General features: G+C 63.1%; 12 protein-coding genes. 8 read left to right on the top strand and 4 right to left on the bottom strand.

The window, feature by feature from the left end:
* Positions 1 to 213: 213 nt before the first annotated feature.
* Positions 214 to 4,143: a phosphoribosylformylglycinamidine synthase gene (purL, locus tag ETQ85_RS12960; protein WP_148579494.1), complete on the top strand. Its 3,930-nt coding sequence runs from the start codon at positions 214 to 216 to the stop codon at positions 4,141 to 4,143.
* A gap of 93 nt (positions 4,144 to 4,236) precedes the next feature.
* Here the strand turns inward: purL and ETQ85_RS12955 are convergent, their stop codons facing one another.
* The gene (locus ETQ85_RS12955) at positions 4,237 to 5,880 is read right to left on the bottom strand and encodes an electron transfer flavoprotein-ubiquinone oxidoreductase (protein WP_148579493.1); all 1,644 of its coding nucleotides are present in this window, start codon (positions 5,878 to 5,880) and stop codon (positions 4,237 to 4,239) included.
* Positions 5,881 to 6,109: 229 nt separating this feature from the next.
* Here ETQ85_RS12955 and ETQ85_RS12950 point away from each other — a divergent pair, with 229 nt between their 5' ends.
* From ETQ85_RS12950 to ftsB, 7 genes are all read left to right on the top strand, one after another.
* Positions 6,110 to 6,538 carry an acyl-CoA thioesterase gene (locus ETQ85_RS12950; RefSeq protein WP_148579492.1) on the top strand — a complete coding sequence of 143 codons (429 nt, stop codon included), beginning with the start codon at positions 6,110 to 6,112 and terminating at the stop codon, positions 6,536 to 6,538.
* Between the two features lie 71 nt (positions 6,539 to 6,609).
* The gene (locus tag ETQ85_RS12945) at positions 6,610 to 8,589 is read left to right on the top strand and encodes an acetoacetate--CoA ligase (protein ID WP_148579491.1); all 1,980 of its coding nucleotides are present in this window, start codon (positions 6,610 to 6,612) and stop codon (positions 8,587 to 8,589) included.
* 11 nt (positions 8,590 to 8,600) lie between these two features.
* Positions 8,601 to 9,149: a hydrolase gene (locus ETQ85_RS12940; protein WP_148579490.1), complete on the top strand. Its 549-nt coding sequence runs from the start codon at positions 8,601 to 8,603 to the stop codon at positions 9,147 to 9,149.
* Between the two features lie 142 nt (positions 9,150 to 9,291).
* Positions 9,292 to 10,935 carry a CTP synthase gene (locus ETQ85_RS12935; protein ID WP_148579489.1) on the top strand — a complete coding sequence of 548 codons (1,644 nt, stop codon included), beginning with the start codon at positions 9,292 to 9,294 and terminating at the stop codon, positions 10,933 to 10,935.
* A gap of 11 nt (positions 10,936 to 10,946) precedes the next feature.
* Positions 10,947 to 11,786 carry a 3-deoxy-8-phosphooctulonate synthase gene (gene kdsA, locus ETQ85_RS12930; protein ID WP_148579488.1) on the top strand — a complete coding sequence of 280 codons (840 nt, stop codon included), beginning with the start codon at positions 10,947 to 10,949 and terminating at the stop codon, positions 11,784 to 11,786.
* A 94-nt stretch (positions 11,787 to 11,880) separates the two neighbouring features.
* Entirely contained in the window at positions 11,881 to 13,170 is a 1,290-nt protein-coding gene (gene eno, locus ETQ85_RS12925; protein ID WP_148579487.1) for a phosphopyruvate hydratase, read from the top strand.
* 44 nt (positions 13,171 to 13,214) lie between these two features.
* On the top strand, positions 13,215 to 13,490 hold the full coding sequence (gene ftsB / locus ETQ85_RS12920) for a cell division protein FtsB (protein WP_148579486.1): 276 nt from the start codon (positions 13,215 to 13,217) through the stop codon (positions 13,488 to 13,490).
* Positions 13,491 to 13,682: 192 nt separating this feature from the next.
* Here the strand turns inward: ftsB and ETQ85_RS12915 are convergent, their stop codons facing one another.
* The 3 genes from ETQ85_RS12915 to ETQ85_RS12905 form a co-directional block, all read right to left on the bottom strand.
* A complete protein-coding gene (locus tag ETQ85_RS12915; protein WP_148579485.1) occupies positions 13,683 to 15,311 on the bottom strand; it encodes an ArnT family glycosyltransferase in 1,629 nt (542 codons plus the stop codon).
* Between the two features lie 88 nt (positions 15,312 to 15,399).
* Complete coding sequence (gene rpmE / locus ETQ85_RS12910; RefSeq protein WP_148579484.1) at positions 15,400 to 15,618, bottom strand: 50S ribosomal protein L31; 219 nt, start codon at positions 15,616 to 15,618, stop codon at positions 15,400 to 15,402.
* 99 nt (positions 15,619 to 15,717) lie between these two features.
* Positions 15,718 to 16,980 carry a peptidase U32 family protein gene (locus ETQ85_RS12905; RefSeq protein WP_148579483.1) on the bottom strand — a complete coding sequence of 421 codons (1,263 nt, stop codon included), beginning with the start codon at positions 16,978 to 16,980 and terminating at the stop codon, positions 15,718 to 15,720.
* Between the last annotated feature and the right edge of the window lie 6 nt (positions 16,981 to 16,986).

The following is a 16,986-nucleotide window of genomic DNA, read 5'->3' as shown; positions in this document are numbered from 1 at the left end:
CGACGGGATGCCATTGGGGCTGTGTGCAGACGCGGGAAGGGCTGAATTCTCTCACACGTCCAATGACAGTGGCACGGCCGGATTGCATGCCGGTCGACTTGCGGGTCCGTCGACTTGCAAAGGGTGGTCGGAGCAGGGTTTGTGCTCGGGTATAATCCTGAGTCCTTTTCGTGTCCGACCCGGGTTTTGCCACCCTCGACGCCCATCCCTGCCATGTCCGAAATCCTCAAGCTGCGCGGTGCGCCCGCCCTCTCCAGTTCCCGTCTTGCCCGGCTGACCGACTCGGTCAAGACAGTCCTGCCCCGTCTGAAGGGCCTGGCTGTCGAGCACTGGTATTTCGCGGAAATCACCGCTCCGCTGTCCGCCGACGAGTTGGCCCGCCTGGTGGACCTGCTGGGTGCCCACCCGGAAGGCGCTGCGCCGGCCGGCAGCCTGCTAATGGTGACGCCGCGCCTGGGCACGATCTCGCCCTGGTCCTCCAAGGCCACCGACATCGCCCACCAGTGCGGCTTCGACAAGATCGTTCGTGTCGAGCGCGGCACCGCCCTCAGCTTCGATCTGCGCGGCGGCCTCGATGCCCGCGACCGCGAAGCCGTCCTGCCGGCGATCCACGACCGCATGACCGAGTCGGTGCTCGATAACCCCGACGCTTCCCATGCCCTGTTCCAGCACTACGCCCCGCAGCCCCTGACCACCGTGGACATCCTTGCCCGCGGTCGTGACGCGCTGGTGATGGCCAACAGCGAGCTGGGCCTGGCCCTGTCGGACGACGAAATCGACTATTTGGTGGACAACTTCACCCGCGTCGGGCGCAACCCGACCGACGTCGAGTTGATGATGTTCGCCCAGGCGAACTCCGAGCACTGCCGCCACAAGATCTTCAATGCCGACTGGGTCATCGACGGCCGCCCGGAAGAGAAAACCCTCTTCGGCATGATCCGCGACACCCACAAGGCCCACCCGGAAGGCACCGTTGTCGCCTATTCCGACAACGCCTCGGTGATCGAAGGTGCAACGGTCGACAAGCTCTACCCGGACGCCACTGGCGCCTGGAAGTACCGTGAAGAGCTGACCCACATCCTCGCCAAGGTTGAAACCCACAACCACCCGACCGCCATCTCGCCCTTCCCGGGGGCCTCCACCGGCTCCGGCGGCGAGATTCGCGATGAAGGTGCCACCGGCCGCGGCTCCAAGCCCAAGGCCGGCCTGTCCGGTTTCTCGGTGTCCAACCTCGAGATCCCCGGCTTCGAGCAGGCCTGGGAGGAACACTACGGCAAGCCCGAGCGCATTGCCTCGGCCCTCGACATCATGATCGAAGGCCCGCTGGGTGCGGCGGCCTTCAACAACGAATTCGGCCGTCCCAACCTGACCGGTTATTTCCGTACCTTCCAGCAGAGCGTGCAGGATGAAGTGCGCGGCTATCACAAGCCGATCATGATCGCCGGCGGCCTCGGCAGCATCCAGGCCGAGCAGTCCTTCAAGGTCAAGTTCGGCCCCGGCACCCTGCTGATTCAACTGGGCGGGCCGGGCATGCTGATCGGCCTTGGCGGTGGCGCCGCGTCGTCCATGGCGACCGGCACCAATACCGCTGATCTGGACTTCGCTTCCGTACAGCGCGGCAACCCGGAAATCGAACGCCGCTGCCAGGAGGTCATCGACGCCTGCTGGCAGAAGGGCGCCGACAACCCCATTCTCGCCATCCACGACGTGGGCGCCGGTGGCCTCTCCAATGCCTTCCCCGAGCTGGCCGATTCCGCCAGCCTCGGCGCGCACTTTGAATTGCGTGAAGTGCACATCGAAGAGCCGGGCATGAGCCCGCGGGAAATCTGGTCCAACGAATCGCAAGAACGCTACGTCATCGCCATCGCCCCGGAAAACCTCGAAGTCTTCCGTGCCCTGTGCGAGCGCGAGCGCTGCCCGTTTGCGGTGGTCGGCACCGCGTCCGACGACGGCCGCCTGGTGGTCTCCGACCGTCACTTCGGCAACGACGCCGTGGACATGGAAATGCAGGTTCTCCTCGGCAAGCCGCCGAAGATGACCCGCAATGTATCCACCCGTCAGGTTTTCGTGCCGCCCTTCGATGTCACCGATATCTATCTGGCCGACGCCTGCAAGCGCGTGCTGTGCATGCCGGCCGTGGCCAGCAAGAACTTCCTGATCACCATCGGCGACCGTTCCGTCGGCGGCATGACCGCCCGCGACCAGATGGTCGGCCCGTGGCAGATCCCGGTGGCCGACGTGGCCGTGACCACCATGAGCTACCACGGCTACCTGGGCGAAGCCTTCGCCATGGGTGAGCGCACGCCGCTGGCCACCATCGACGCCCCGGCTTCCGGCCGCATGGCGATCGGCGAGGCGATCACCAACATCGCCGCCGCCGATATCCGTTCGCTGGGCGACGTGAAGCTCTCCGCCAACTGGATGGCTGCTGCCGGTCACCGGGGCGAGGACGTCAAGCTGTTCAAGACGGTCGAGGCCGTGTCGCACTTCTGCCAGGCCGCCGGCATTTCGATTCCGGTCGGCAAGGACTCCCTGTCCATGCGCACCGCCTGGAATGACGCGGGCGAGGACAAGCAGGTCGTGTCGCCGCTGTCGCTGATCGTCACCGGCTTTGCGGCCGTGCAGGACGTGCGCCGCACCCTTACACCGCAACTGCAGTTCCCGGAAGGCGTCGAAACCGAGTTGCTGCTCATCGATCTCGGCAACAACCAGAACCGCCTTGGCGGTTCGGTGCTGGCCCAGGCCTACAATTCCGTCGCCGAACACGCGCCGGATGTGGATGCCGCCCAGCTCAAGGCCTTCTTCGAACTGATCCAGAAGTGGCGTCAGGATGACCTGATCCTCGCCTACCACGACCGCTCCGACGGCGGCCTCTTCGCCACCCTGTGCGAAATGGCCTTTGCCTCCAAGTGCGGCCTGTCGGTGATGCTCGATACCGTCGCCTACGATCAGTACATGAACGACGTCGATGGTCTCGACAAGCGTCCGGATTCGCTCAAGGGCCGTTTCAACGACATGCTCTTCAAGGCGCTGTTTGCCGAAGAACTGGGCGCCGTGATCCAGATTCGCCGGGCCGACCGCAGCCGCTTCACCGAAGCCCTGCGTCAAGCGCGTTTGTCCTACCATTTCGTCGGCGAGCCCAATGACCGGGACGAGATGCGCTTCTGGCGCAACGCCAAGCTGGTCTTCCAGGCACCCCGCGCCGAGTTGCTGCAGCTGTGGTCCGAGACCAGCTACCGGATCGCCCGCCTGCGTGACGATGCCGAGTGCGCCAAGGAAGAATTCGACGCGCTGGCCGATGTCGCCAACCCCGGTTTGTCGGTGGCCCTGAGCTATGACGCCGCCGAAGACATCGCTGCCCCCTTCATCGCCACTGGTGTCCGTCCGAAGGTGGCCATCCTGCGCGAGCAGGGCGTCAACTCCCAGGCCGAAATGGCGGCCGCTTTCGAGCGTGCCGGCTTCGCTCCCTTTGATGTGCATATGTCCGACCTGCAGGCCGGTCGCGTGCACCTGTCCGACTTCACGGGCCTCGCGGCCTGTGGCGGCTTCTCGTATGGCGACGTGCTCGGGGCGGGGCAGGGCTGGGCCAAGTCGATCCTGTTCAACCCGATGCTGCGCGAACAGTTCGAAGCCTTCTTCCAGCGTACCGACACCTTCGCGCTGGGCGTCTGCAACGGCTGCCAGATGATGTCCAACCTGGCCGAGATCATTCCCGGTGCCGAAACCTGGCCGCGCTTCCAGCGCAACCGCAGCGAGCAGTTCGAGGCCCGCTTCGTGATGGTGGAGGTGCAGGAAAGCCCGTCGATCCTGCTGGCCGGCATGGCTGGCAGCCGCATGCCGATCGTCGTCTCCCATGGCGAAGGCCGCGCGGTGTTCCAGGGCGTCGATGCCCAGGACAACGCGAAGATCGCCCTGCGCTACGTGGACAACAGCGGTGCCGTCGCCGAGCGCTATCCGTTCAACCCGAACGGCTCGCCCGCCGGCATCACTGGCCTGACCACGCCGGACGGCCGCTTCACGATCATGATGCCGCACCCCGAGCGCACGGCCCGTACCGTGCAGATGAGCTGGCATCCGGCCGATCTGGGTGAGGATTCGCCGTGGCTGCGCATGTTCCGCAACGCGCGGAAGTGGGTCGGCTGATAATCGAAAGCCCCAAACAGAAACGGCCGTCGCATTGCGCGACGGCCGTTTTTTTGTGGATCGGACTTGAGTCCGACAACACCGGCGGAGTGCTTACATCCCCTGGTAGATCGGCCCTTCGCCGCCTTGCGGCGTTACCCAGTTGATGTTCTGGGTCGGGTCCTTGATGTCGCAGGTCTTGCAGTGCACGCAGTTCTGGGCATTGATCTGCAGGCGCGGATTGTCGCCTTCCGGGCTGCGCACGATTTCATACACGCCAGCCGGGCAGTAGCGCTGCTCGGGAGCGTCGTACTTCGCCAGGTTGATCGAGATCGGCACCGACGCATCCTTGAGCTGCAGGTGGCAGGGCTCGTCTTCTTCGTGGTTCGTGTTGGACAGGAAGACTGACGACAGGCGGTCGAAGGTGAGCTTGCCGTCCGGCTTCGGGTAGGAGATTGGGGCGCACTCGGCGGCGGGCTTGAGCGTCGTGTGGTCTGCCGAGTTGTGCAGCGTCCAGGGAACATTGCCACCGAACAGTTTCTGGTCGATGCCAAAGAGCAGCGAGCCGAGCCACAGGCCCTTTTTCATGTAGGGCTTGAAGTTGCGGGTCTTGTGCAGTTCGGCGTGCAGCCAGCTGGCCTTGAAAGCTTCCGGGAAGGCGCTCAGCTCGTCCTGGGCGCGCTCGGCGACGAGGGCGTTGTAGGCGGCTTCGGCGGCCAGCATGCCGGACTTCATGGCCGCGTGGCTGCCCTTGATGCGGGCGGCGTTGAGGAAGCCGGCATCGTCACCGATCAGCGCACCACCCGGAAAGACCAGCTTGGGCTGGCTCTGCAGGCCGCCGGCTGCAATGGCACGGGCACCGTAGGCGATGCGCTTGCCACCTTCAAGGAACTTGCTGATTTCCGGGTGCGTCTTGTAACGCTGGAATTCTTCAAAGGGCGACAGGTAGGGGTTGGTGTAGTTAAGACCGACCACGTAGCCGACCGACACCAGGTTGTCTTCGAGGTGATAGGCGAAGCCGCCGCCGTAAGTGGCTGTGTCCATCGGCCAGCCGGCGGTATGCACCACCAGGCCCTGCTGGTGCTGGGCGGCGGGGATTTCCCACAGTTCCTTGATGCCGAGTCCGTAGGTTTGCGGATCGACGCCTTCACGCAAGTTGTAGCGCGCTTCGAGCTGCTTGCCCAGGTGGCCGCGACAGCCTTCGGCGAACAGCGTGTACTTGGCGCGCAGTTCCATGCCCGGCTGGAAGTTGGGGCCCTGGGTGCCATCCTTCAATACGCCCATGTCGCCGGTGATCACGCCGGCCACGGCGCCGTTTTCATCGAACAGCAGCTGGGAGCCGGAGAAGCCCGGATAGACCTCCACGCCCATCGCTTCGGCCTGTTCGCCCAGCCACTTGGCGATGTTGCCGAGGCGCACGATGTAGTTGCCCTCGTTGTGGAAGGCGTCGGGGAGCAGGCCGTTGGGGATCTGTTTGCCGCCGGTTTCCGACAGGAAGATCACGCGGTCTTCGGTGACCGGGGTGTTGAGCGGTGCACCGCGTTCCTTCCAGTCGGGAAAGAGTTCGTTGAGGGCGCGGGGATCAAGCACCGCGCCAGACAAGATATGGGAGCCGACTTCGGCGGCCTTTTCAATCAGGCAGACGGTGAAATCCTGGCCCTTTTCTGCTGCAAGTTGCTTGAGCCGGATCGCTGCGGAAAGACCCGCCGGGCCTCCGCCCACGATCAGGACGTCAAATTCCATGGAATCACGTTCCATTGCTGCCTCCTCCTGAAATCTATTGGATTTGTTTTTTTGCTTAAACCGTAACTATCGAAGCGTAACCCCGAGCCCGACTCAGGGCAATCCCGAAAAGGGCTTAAGCCGCTGGCCTTGATCAACATACGCAGGCGTATGTTACATTGGCTTGAAAGCGTACGGGGTGCTAAAGCGCCCTTGTTCAGCCCTTTGTCAAGCGAATAATAATCAACCCAGGAGAGCATGAATCATGAGCACGGCCGTATCCGACCAGACCCCGACCCGCAAGCTGCTGCTGACCACGAAAATCCCCGTTCGCTGGGGTGACATGGATTTTTACGGGCATGTGAACAACACGATTTATTTCCGCTACTTCGAGCAGGCCCGGGTCGAATGGCTGGAGGCGTATGGTTACGTTGTCAGCCCTCAGTCGGAAAGCGGGGCGGTGATCATCAATGCCAGTTGCACCTTCATGATTCCGGTGAACTACCCGGCGACGGTGGTGGTGCGGCTGTATGCCGGTGAGCCGGGTCGCAGCAGTGTGATGACCTGGTATGAACTGGGGGTTGAGGGGGATGATCGAGTCTTTGCCGAGGGGGCCGCCAAGGTGGTGTGGATGGATCCCCGCACCGGCAAGTCGGTGCCTATCCCCGACGAGTTGCGTGCCAAGGTAAGCTAGTCGCAGGCAGCACCTGAAAAGAGGCCGGACGCAGATCCGGCGCAAAGAGAATGGTTAGAGGAGATGGATCGATGAGTTACGCCGTAGCCGAACGCCCTTTGTGGGTACCTGATACCGATCGGGTTGCCGGGGCAAATATCACCGCTTTTGCCCGTCAGGCCGAAGCCCGCTGGGGGCGCTTGCTGCCCGATTACGCCACGCTGCACGCCTGGTCGGTGAATGAGCCGACCGAGTTCTGGACTTCGATCTGGGAATACGGCGAGGTGCGTGGGGAGAGGGGGGCGGTGGTCCTCGAAAACGCCGACAAAATGCCTGGCGCTCGCTGGTTTCCCGAGGCGCGCCTGAACTTCGCCGAGAACCTGCTGCGCAGTCGCGACGATAGCGACGCGCTGGTGTTCTGGGGCGAAGACCGGGTCAAGAACCGGCTTTCCCATGGCGACCTGTACCGTCAGGTCGCTCATTTTGCAGCGGCTCTGCAGGAGGCTGGAGTTGTTGCTGGTGATCGTGTTGCTGCCTGGATGCCGAATCTGCCCGAAACCATCGTCGCCATGCTGGCGGCGGCGAGCATTGGGGCGATTTTCTCGTCGGCATCGCCGGACTTTGGTGTGCAGGGTGTACTCGACCGCTTCGGGCAGATCGAGCCCAAGGTGCTGGTGGCGGTGGATGGCTACTATTACAACGGCAAGGTCGTCGATTGCCTCGACCGTCTGGCGGCGATCACGGAGGGCCTGCCGTCGCTGAAGCGGGTGGTCGTGGTGCCCTACGTGCATGCGAGCCACGACATTTCGCATGTTCATCACGCGCGGATGCTGGCGGATTTCGTGAAGCCCTTCCTCGGCTGCACCGAGATTCCTTTTGCCCGGCTGGCCTTCGATCATCCGCTGTTCATCATGTTTTCGTCAGGCACCACCGGCGTGCCCAAGTGCATCGTGCATGGCGCCGGTGGTGCGCTGCTGCAGCACCTCAAGGAGCACCGCCTGCACGGTGACGTGAAGCCCGGCGACAAGGTTTTCTACTTCACCACCTGCGGCTGGATGATGTGGAACTGGCTGGTGTCGGGGCTGGCGTCCGGTGCCACGCTGCTGCTTTACGATGGCGCGCCGATGATTGGTAACGGTGCGATTTTGTTTGACTACGCCCAGGCCGAAGGCATGACCCATTTCGGGACTTCCGCCAAGTTCATCGATGGTATTGCCAAGGCCGGGTTGCGGCCGCGGGCAAGCCACGATCTGTCGGCCCTGCGCGCGGTGTTCTCGACCGGCAGCCCGCTGGTGCCGGAAGGCTTCGAGTACGTCTATCAGGAGATCAAGTCCGACGTGTGCCTGTCGTCGATTTCGGGCGGTACCGACATCATTTCGTGTTTCGTGCTTGGCAATCCGGCTCTGCCGGTGTGGCCGGGGGAGATCCAGTGCAAGGGGCTCGGCATGGCGGTCGACGTTTTCGACGACACGGCTGCGCCGGTGCGTGGCGAGAAGGGCGAACTGGTGTGCACGCGGCCCTTCCCGGTGATGCCGGTCGGTTTCTGGAACGATCCGGACGGCAGCAAGTATCGCGCGGCTTACTTTGGCCGCTTCGACAACGTGTGGTGTCACGGCGATTACAGCGAGATCACGGCCCATGATGGACTGATCATCTACGGCCGCTCCGACGCGACGCTCAACCCGGGCGGAGTGCGCATCGGTACCGCGGAAATCTATCGCCAGGTCGAAAAGCTGGAGGAGGTGATGGAATCTCTCGTCATCGGCCAGCAATGGCCGCCGGGGGATGCCAGCGATGTTCGCGTGGTGCTCTTTGTGCGTCTGCGCGAGGGCCTCACGCTCGACGACGCGCTGATTGCCCGCATCCGCCAGACCATCCGCGACAGCACGACGCCGCGCCATGTGCCGGCCAGGGTTGTGCAGGTCGATGACATTCCGCGCACCAAGAGCGGCAAGATCGTCGAACTGGCGGTGCGTGCCGTCGTCCATGAGCAGCCGGTCAAGAATGTCGAGGCGCTGGCCAACCCGGCCGCACTGGACAATTTCCGCGCCCGCCCCGAGCTGAAATCCTGAGGAGACGCACCATGTTGATGAACAGCAGCAAGGCCAGCCTTCTGATTGTCGATGTACAGACGCGTCTGCTGCCGGCCATCGCAGATGGCGAGACGGTGTTGCAGAACTGCATCTGGCTGACCGGCGTGGCGCGCCGGCTGGCGGTGCCGGTCGTCGTTTCCGAACAGTATCCGGCAGGGCTCGGGCGTACTGCCGATGCGCTGCTGGAGGCAGCCGGCGATGCCCGCATCGTCGAAAAGACGCATTTTTCCTGTGTGTCCGACGGCTGTCTCGCCGGCACTGCGGTGGATGAGCGGCGTCAGGTGGTCGTGGTGGGCACAGAGGCCCACGTGTGCGTGCTGCAGACGGTGCTGGAGCTGCGCTGGCAGGGCAAGGAGGTGTTTGTCGTCGCCGATGCGGTGGGCACTCGCAAGGCGCCCGACAAGGAGGCGGCGCTGGCGCGGATGCGTGCCCACGGGGTCGAGATCGTGACCCGCGAGATGGTCGCCTTCGAGTGGCTGCAGCGCAGTGCGACAGATCTTTTTCGTGCGGTAAATCGGGACTTCATCCGCGACAATTAAGTGTTTTTCTGTTAAAGCCGGAGGCGCCTCTGGGGCGCCAATGGCTTTAAAAAGGGCCAGGAAATACTTTGAGGCCGGTCCGCCCGTTGAAGAAAGGGGGTCGAATCGGCTATCATTCATCTTTCCTGAAGTCCCCCGTGTCATGACCAAATACGTCTTTGTTACCGGTGGTGTCGTGTCCTCTCTGGGCAAGGGCATCGCCGCCGCCTCTCTTGGGGCAATCCTTGAATCCCGCGGCATCAAGGTTACCCACCTCAAGCTCGACCCCTACATCAACGTCGACCCCGGCACGATGAGTCCCTTTCAGCACGGGGAAGTCTTCGTGACCGAAGATGGCGCCGAGACCGATCTGGACTTGGGCCACTATGAGCGCTTTACCAGCGCCAAGATGGGCAAGCGCAACAACTTCACCACCGGCCAGATCTACGAGTCGGTGATCAAGAAGGAACGGCGCGGCGAATACCTGGGCAAAACCGTCCAGGTCATCCCCCATATCACCGACGAGATCAAGCTCTATCTCAAGCGCGGCGCCGAAGGCTCCGACGTGGCGATCGTCGAAGTGGGCGGAACGGTGGGAGACATCGAATCGCTGCCCTTCCTCGAAGCCATCCGTCAGATGGGCCTGGAAGAGGGGCGTCAGAGCTCCTGTTTCATCCATCTCACGCTGCTGCCCTACATCCCGACTGCCGGCGAGCTGAAGACCAAGCCGACCCAGCACTCGGTGAAGGAGCTGCGTGAGATCGGCATCCAGCCCGACATCCTGCTGTGCCGTGCCGACCGCTCCGTGCCGGCCGACGAGCGCCGCAAGATCGCGCTGTTCTGCAACGTGATGCCCGAAGCGGTCATCGAGTGCCTGGACGCGGATTCCATCTACCGCATTCCCGGCATGCTGCACGACCAGATGCTCGACGAGATCGTCTGCCACAAGCTGGGCATCCTGGCCCGGGCGGCGGATCTCTCCATCTGGGAGCGCCTGCTCGACGCGCTGAACAACCCAAAGCACAACCTGAACATCGCGTTCGTCGGCAAGTACGTGGACCTCACCGAGTCCTACAAGTCGTTGATCGAAGCCCTCAATCATGCCGGGATGCACACCCTCAGCAAGGTGAACATTCATTACCTGGACTCCGAGGACATCGAAAAGAACGGCTGTGGCGCGCTCAAGGCCATGGACGCCATCCTCGTGCCCGGCGGCTTTGGCCGGCGTGGTACCGAAGGCAAGATTGCGGCGATCCGCTACGCCCGTGAAAACAAGGTTCCGTACCTGGGCATCTGTCTGGGCATGCAACTGGCCGTGGTCGAATTTGCCCGTGATGTGGCAGGCATGAACGGCGCCCACAGTACCGAGTTCGACAAGCACACCGATTACCCGGTGATCGGCCTGATCACCGAATGGCTCGACGCCTCCGGCAAGGTCGAAACGCGCGGCGAGGACTCCGATCTGGGCGGCTCCATGCGCCTGGGCGGTCAGGTCTGCAACCTGACCGACGGTACGCTGGCCCGCGACATCTACGGCAAGCCGGAAATTACCGAGCGTCACCGTCACCGCTACGAAGTGAACAACACGCTGCTGGCCAAGCTTGAAGAGCAGGGCCTGCGTGTGGCCGGGCGTGCGCCGGGGACCGATCTGTGCGAAATGATCGAGCTGCCGACAGAAGGGCCGAATGCGCACCCGTGGTTCGTGGGCTGCCAGTTCCACCCCGAGTTCACGTCCAATCCGCGTAACGGTCATCCGCTCTTTACCGCCTTCGTCAAGGCAGCCCTGGCCCATCAGCAGGCTGGCTAAAAGGAAAACCCATGAAACTTTGCGGCTTCGACGTCGGTCTCGACAAGCCTTTCTTCCTGATCGCCGGACCTTGCGTCATCGAGTCCCGGGAAATGGCCCTGGAAACTGCCGAGCAGCTGAAGGAGATCTGTGCCGAACTGGCCATTCCCTTCATCTACAAGTCCAGTTACGACAAGGCCAACCGGAGCTCCGGCAAGTCCTATCGCGGGATGGGCATGGAGAAGGGCCTGGCGATTCTCGCCGAAGTCCGCGAGAAACTGGGTGTGCCGGTTCTTACCGACGTGCATGCCGAGCATGAAGTTGCCGATGTGGCCGCGGCCGTCGATGTGCTGCAGACGCCGGCCTTCCTGTGCCGCCAGACGGATTTCATCCATGCGGTGGCCGCTTCCGGCAAGCCGGTGAACATCAAGAAGGGTCAGTTTCTGGCCCCGGGCGACATGAAGAACGTGGTGGACAAGGCCCGCGAAGCCAATGGGGGCGCGGACACCATCATGGTCTGCGAACGTGGAGCGTCTTTCGGCTACAACAATCTGGTTTCCGACATGCGCTCCTTGGCGATCATGCGGGAAACCGGTTGTCCGGTGGTGTTCGATGCCACCCATTCGGTCCAGTTGCCCGGCGGGCAGGGCACCGTCTCCGGTGGTCAGCGCGAGTTCGTGCCGGTGTTGGCACGGGCGGCGATGGCGGTCGGTATCTCCGGCCTGTTCATGGAAACCCATCCGGATCCCGCCAAGGCTTTCTCCGATGGCCCCAACGCGTGGCCGCTGGACAAGATGAAGGCGCTGCTGGCAACCCTCAAGGGGATTGACGCACTGGTCAAGGGCCAGGGCTTCGAGGAGCTGCGCGCCTGATCTGCCCGGCTGCCATGGGCGGCCGTTTTCCGATTACGAGTTCAAGGCGATTTCATGGTCGCCGGTTTCAATTTAGCGAAAAGAGAGGAAGTTCATGAGCGCCATTGTTGATGTCATTGCCCGCGAGGTACTGGATTCCCGCGGCAATCCCACCGTTGAAGCCGATGTGTTGCTGGAATCCGGCGTTATGGGTCGTGCGGCGGTTCCGTCCGGCGCCTCTACCGGCTCCCGCGAGGCCATCGAACTGCGCGACGGCGATGCCGCCCGTTACCTGGGCAAGGGCGTGTTGCAGGCGGTCGAGAACGTCAACACGGAGATCTCCGAGGCCATCATCGGTCTGGACGCTGAAGAGCAAGCCTTCCTCGACAAGACCCTGATCGACCTCGACGGCACCGAGAACAAGTCCCGCCTGGGCGCCAACGCCATGCTGGCTGTCTCCATGGCCGTGGCCAAGGCCGCTGCTGAAGAAGCCGGCCTGCCGCTGTACCGCTACTTCGGTGGTTCCGGCGGCATGGCTCTGCCGGTGCCGATGATGAACGTCATCAACGGCGGTGCCCACGCCAACAACTCCCTGGATATCCAGGAATGCATGATCATGCCGGTTGGCGTGAAGAGCTTCCGCGAAGCCCTGCGTTGTGGCGCCGAAATCTTCCATCACCTGAAGAAGCTCACCGACAAGAAGGGTTACCCCACCACCGTCGGCGACGAAGGCGGCTTTGCCCCCAACGTGTCCGGTACCGAAGAAGCCCTCAACATGATCCTCGAAGCGACCGCCAACGCGGGCTACGAGCCGGGTCGCGACGTGGTGCTGGCGCTGGACTGCGCGGCTTCCGAGTTCTACAAGAACGGCAAGTACGAGCTGGTGGGTGAAGGCCTGTCGCTGACTGCCGAAGGCTTCACCGATTACCTGGCAACCCTCGCCGACAAGTTCCCGATCATCTCGATCGAGGACGGCATGGCCGAAGGTGACTGGGCCGGCTGGAAGACCCTCACCGATCGTCTGGGCAAGCGCGTGCAGATCGTCGGTGACGATCTCTTCGTGACCAACACCCGCATCCTGAAGGAAGGCATCGACAAGGGCATCGCCAACTCGATCCTCATCAAGATCAACCAGATCGGCACCCTGACCGAAACCTTCGCGGCCGTCGAAATGGCCAAGCGCGCCGGTTACACCGCGGTGATCTCCCACCGTTCGGGCGAAACCGAAGATTCGACCATTGCTGACATCGCCGTAGGCCTCAACGCGATGCAGATCAAGACGGGTTCGCTGTCCCGTTCCGATCGTATCTCCAAGTACAACCAGCTGCTGCGCATCGAAGAAGATCTCGGCGATACCGCTTACTACCCGGGTATCTCGGCCTTCTACAACCTGCGTAACCGCTGATGCAGGCCGGACCGGCCGGCCTTGTGCCGGCTGGTCCGCTTCTTATGCGCTGGCCAGTTCTCGTCATAGCCCTTCTTGCTGTCGCCTTGCAGTATCCCTTGTGGATCGGCAAGGGTGGATGGCTGCGCGTATGGGAAGTGGAAAAGCAGCTGGCGGCCCAGAAAGACGGAAACCGCAAGCTGGAGCAACGCAATACCGGTCTGGAAGCGGAAGTTCGCGACCTCAAGACTGGTTACGAAGCGGTGGAAGAACGCGCCCGCTTCGAGCTTGGGCTCACCAAGCCGGACGAGGTCTTCGTCCAGACTCCCCAGCAAAAGTAGGCCCTCTCCGGGCTTGCTGTACTTTCCGCGCCTGACGTCCGTCAGTACGGAGTCGGCCATTGGCCGGCACTTCCAAAACGTTCAGGATGTTTTCGACAGGTTTTTGATGGCAGCCGGCTCACGCTGCGCAGTCGCTCGCCAGGGCCATCAGGGGTCGGGTGTGTAATGCGGCTGTGCTGATGAGGCGGGGTCTTAGTCGCGGCGATACAGTCTGAATGTTTCTGCTTTGCGGCCAGCTCCCAGGCGGCGCTCCTTCAGCATGTTCCACTCCGCTGGAACTCGTTGTGAATTGGATCCGCTTGAATAGGTGAGGAGCAGCCGGCAGTCCGCCGCGTCCTGATACTGAACGGTGCGAATATCGGCGAAGTAATCGAGCGCCGCCCGCTGGGTGTCGCCGAGCCCTTTGCGCTTGATACAGCCAGGGGCTTGATCGGCGAGGAGGGTGCGCAACTCTGCCGCTACCGGCTGATAGTTCTTGGTGTGGGCGAACCATGGTTGCCAGAGGGTGACTGCCAGGCACCACAGGAGAGTCATGCCGACTGCCCAGTTGGTGGCACCGCGCAAGGGCGTGCGCTGAATCAGCGTCGGGACAAGCAGCATGGCCGCACTGAGGAGCGCCCCGATCGTGGCGCCCCAGGCGATATTGCCCGCCTGGAAGTCAGGCGCCATCTTGGCAACGCTGCGGGCGAGGCCTGGCGGCCAGCCAAAATGCAGCGCACTCCAGCCAAGCCAGACGAGCAGTCCGAAGAAGATGAAGGCCATCACGCCGAACCAGTCGAAGGCGTTGGCGGCGCCGCGGCGCAGGCTTTCGACGCCCAGGGCGGCCAGCAGGCACAGGGGTGGAATGATCGGCAGCGTGCTGGCGGCGCGCAGACCACCGGTGGTCGCGACGAGAAGAATGGCCAGCATGCTGGCGATGATCGGCAGCGCGAGCTGCGGCGTGGCGAGTTTTTTGTGGTTGCGCCAGATGGCCCATCCGGCTATCGGCCACAGGGGCCAGGCGAACCAGCCGAGGAGCTGGATGAGTTTGCCGAAGGAGGGTAGGCCGGACTGGGGTGGCACTATGCTGAGGAGTTCTTCGCGCCACCACCGGGTGACTTCACCGGGCTGGCTGGCGGCTACGCTACCGAGCCAGCTAAGGCTGATGAGGGCAGCCACGGCGATGCCGAGGGCAATGCCGGAAATCACTGCCCGGGATCGGCAGTTGGGGCAAAGCAGGGGGGCAATGATGAGCACCGGGAGGGTCAGCACCAGGCCGGAGAGCCCGCTGGCGAGGAAGGCCATGCCGGTTCCGATGCCGGCCTGGATACCGCCGCGATAAGGCTTTTCGGCCAGCTCGCCAAGACCGGCGTAGCACAGGGCCATGCCTGCCAGCTGGGCCAGTATGGGTTGCGTTTCGTGGGCATGGACGACCAGCCCGAGGGAGCCCATGCCAAGCAGGATGGCTGGCGTAAAGGCTTTGTCTCCGTACAGGCGGCGGGCGGCGAGACCGGTCCAGTAGAGGGTGGCCGCGGTGAACACGCTGCTGGCAAGGCGGGCGGCGTCGTGGACGGGAATCAGCCAGTCCAGCAGTTTGGCCAGCAAGGCGCCCAGCCAGTAATAGAGGGGTGGATTGCCCAGGTAGCTTTCACCGGCGATCTGGGGAAGCAGCCAGCTGCCATTCGTCAGGATGGAATGGATCGGCCCCAGATGGGTGAGGTCATCGCCGCGCCACGGAAGGTGTCCGGTGGTGCCGACAAGCAGGTAGATGGCGAGAAGCAGGGCCAGCGGCCAGCCTTCCAGCGGGGCCGGCAGGGCGAAGCGTGGTGCGGCGTTGGGCATGGGCTTTGGCAATGCGTGGGGGCTCTTCGGGCAATAAAAAAGGCAGCCGTGGCTGCCTTTTTCGGACGATACCGGTAATGCGCGGTAATCAGCCCAGACGCTGCACGGAACCGTACTTCTGACGGAAGCGCTCGACGCGACCGGCGGTGTCCACAATCTTCTGCTTGCCGGTGTAGAACGGGTGGCAGGCGGAGCAGACTTCAACGTGCAGTTGCGACTTGCTCATGGTGGAGCGGGTCGTGAAGGCGTTGCCGCAGGAGCAGGTCACTGCCACTGCTTCGTATTTCGGATGGATATCGGCTTTCATCGCAGGGTCCTTTGAGTTACAAGTGGGTGGTGAATTTGGCCACCCGGGAACGCGGTATTTTGAACTAGTTCAGCGCCTTATGCAAGATTCTCGCGCCTGCTACAGAAAACGTGCGACGAAGGCGCCGACGCTGTCAGGCGGGAGGGGTAGCCAGGCCCGGTGATCGCTGCCCGGCACGCGCTGGATCTCGTCGCCGGCGGCGTTGACGATCCGATCTATGAGGATTTCCCGGTTGCCGGCAGGGTGGACGAGCTCAATCCGGTCGCCCACGGAAAAAGCGTTCTTCGAGGCGATTTCGGCCAGGCCGCGCACGCTGTCGAAGCCCACCACGTCACCCACGTACAGGCTGCGATTGGATTCGGAGTGGCCACGCAGGTAGTTCTGGGTTTCGTGGGGCGTGTGGCGCTGCAGAAAGCCGTCGGTATAGCCGCGATTGGCGAGGCCTTCGAGCTGGCCGAGCAGCGCCGGGTCGAGCGAACGGCCGGCGACTGCATCGTCGATGGCCTGGCGGTAGGCCTGGCAGGTACGGGCGACGTAATACGGGCTCTTGGTGCGGCCTTCGATCTTGAAGGAGTCGATGCCGATTTCGGTGAGCCGCTGGATGTGCTCGATGGCGCGCAGATCCTTGGAGTTGAGGATGTAGGTGCCGTGCTCGTCCTCTTCGATGGGCATGTACTCGCCGGGGCGCTTGTGCGGCTCTTCGATCAGATGCACGTCACCGGCGCCGCAGGTCTTGGCTTCGTGGGTCTTGAAGTCCCAGCGGCACGAGTTGGTGCAACTGCCCTGGTTGGGGTCCCGGTGATTGAAGTAGCCGGACAGCAGGCAGCGGCCCGAATAGGCAATGCACAGGGCGCCGTGGATGAAGACCTCCAGCTCCATGTCGGGGCAGTCCTGGCGGACGCTGGCGATCTCGTCGAGAGACAATTCGCGGGACAGGATCACGCGGGACACACCGGCCATCTTCCAGAAGCGCACGGCCGCGGCATTCACGGTGTTGGCCTGTACCGACAGGTGGATCGGCATGTCGGGCCAGTTTTCGCGGACCATCAGGATCAGGCCCGGGTCGGACATGATCAGGGCGTCCGGCTGGAGGGCGATGACCGGGGCGATATCTTTCAGGAAGGTCTTGATCTTGGCGCCGTGGGGAAAGATGTTGGCGACCACGTAAAAGCGTTTGCCCTGCGCGCGGGCGCGCTGGATGCCGTCGGCGAGAACCGGCAGATCGCCGAAATCATTATTGCGTACGCGCAGTGAGTAGCGCGGCTGGCCGGCGTAGATGGCGGTGGCGCCAAAGCCGAAGGCGGTGTCGAGCATGGCCAGGGAGCCGGCCGGGGCGAGGAGTTCGGGTGTTTTCAGGAGCATGGGTAC

Origin of the sequence: Zoogloea oleivorans (assembly GCF_008107625.1) — a bacterium.
GTDB lineage: Bacteria > Pseudomonadota > Gammaproteobacteria > Burkholderiales > Rhodocyclaceae > Zoogloea > Zoogloea oleivorans.
The sequence above is the reverse complement of the archived record's forward strand: the minus strand, read 5'-3'. Positions and strand labels throughout refer to the sequence as shown.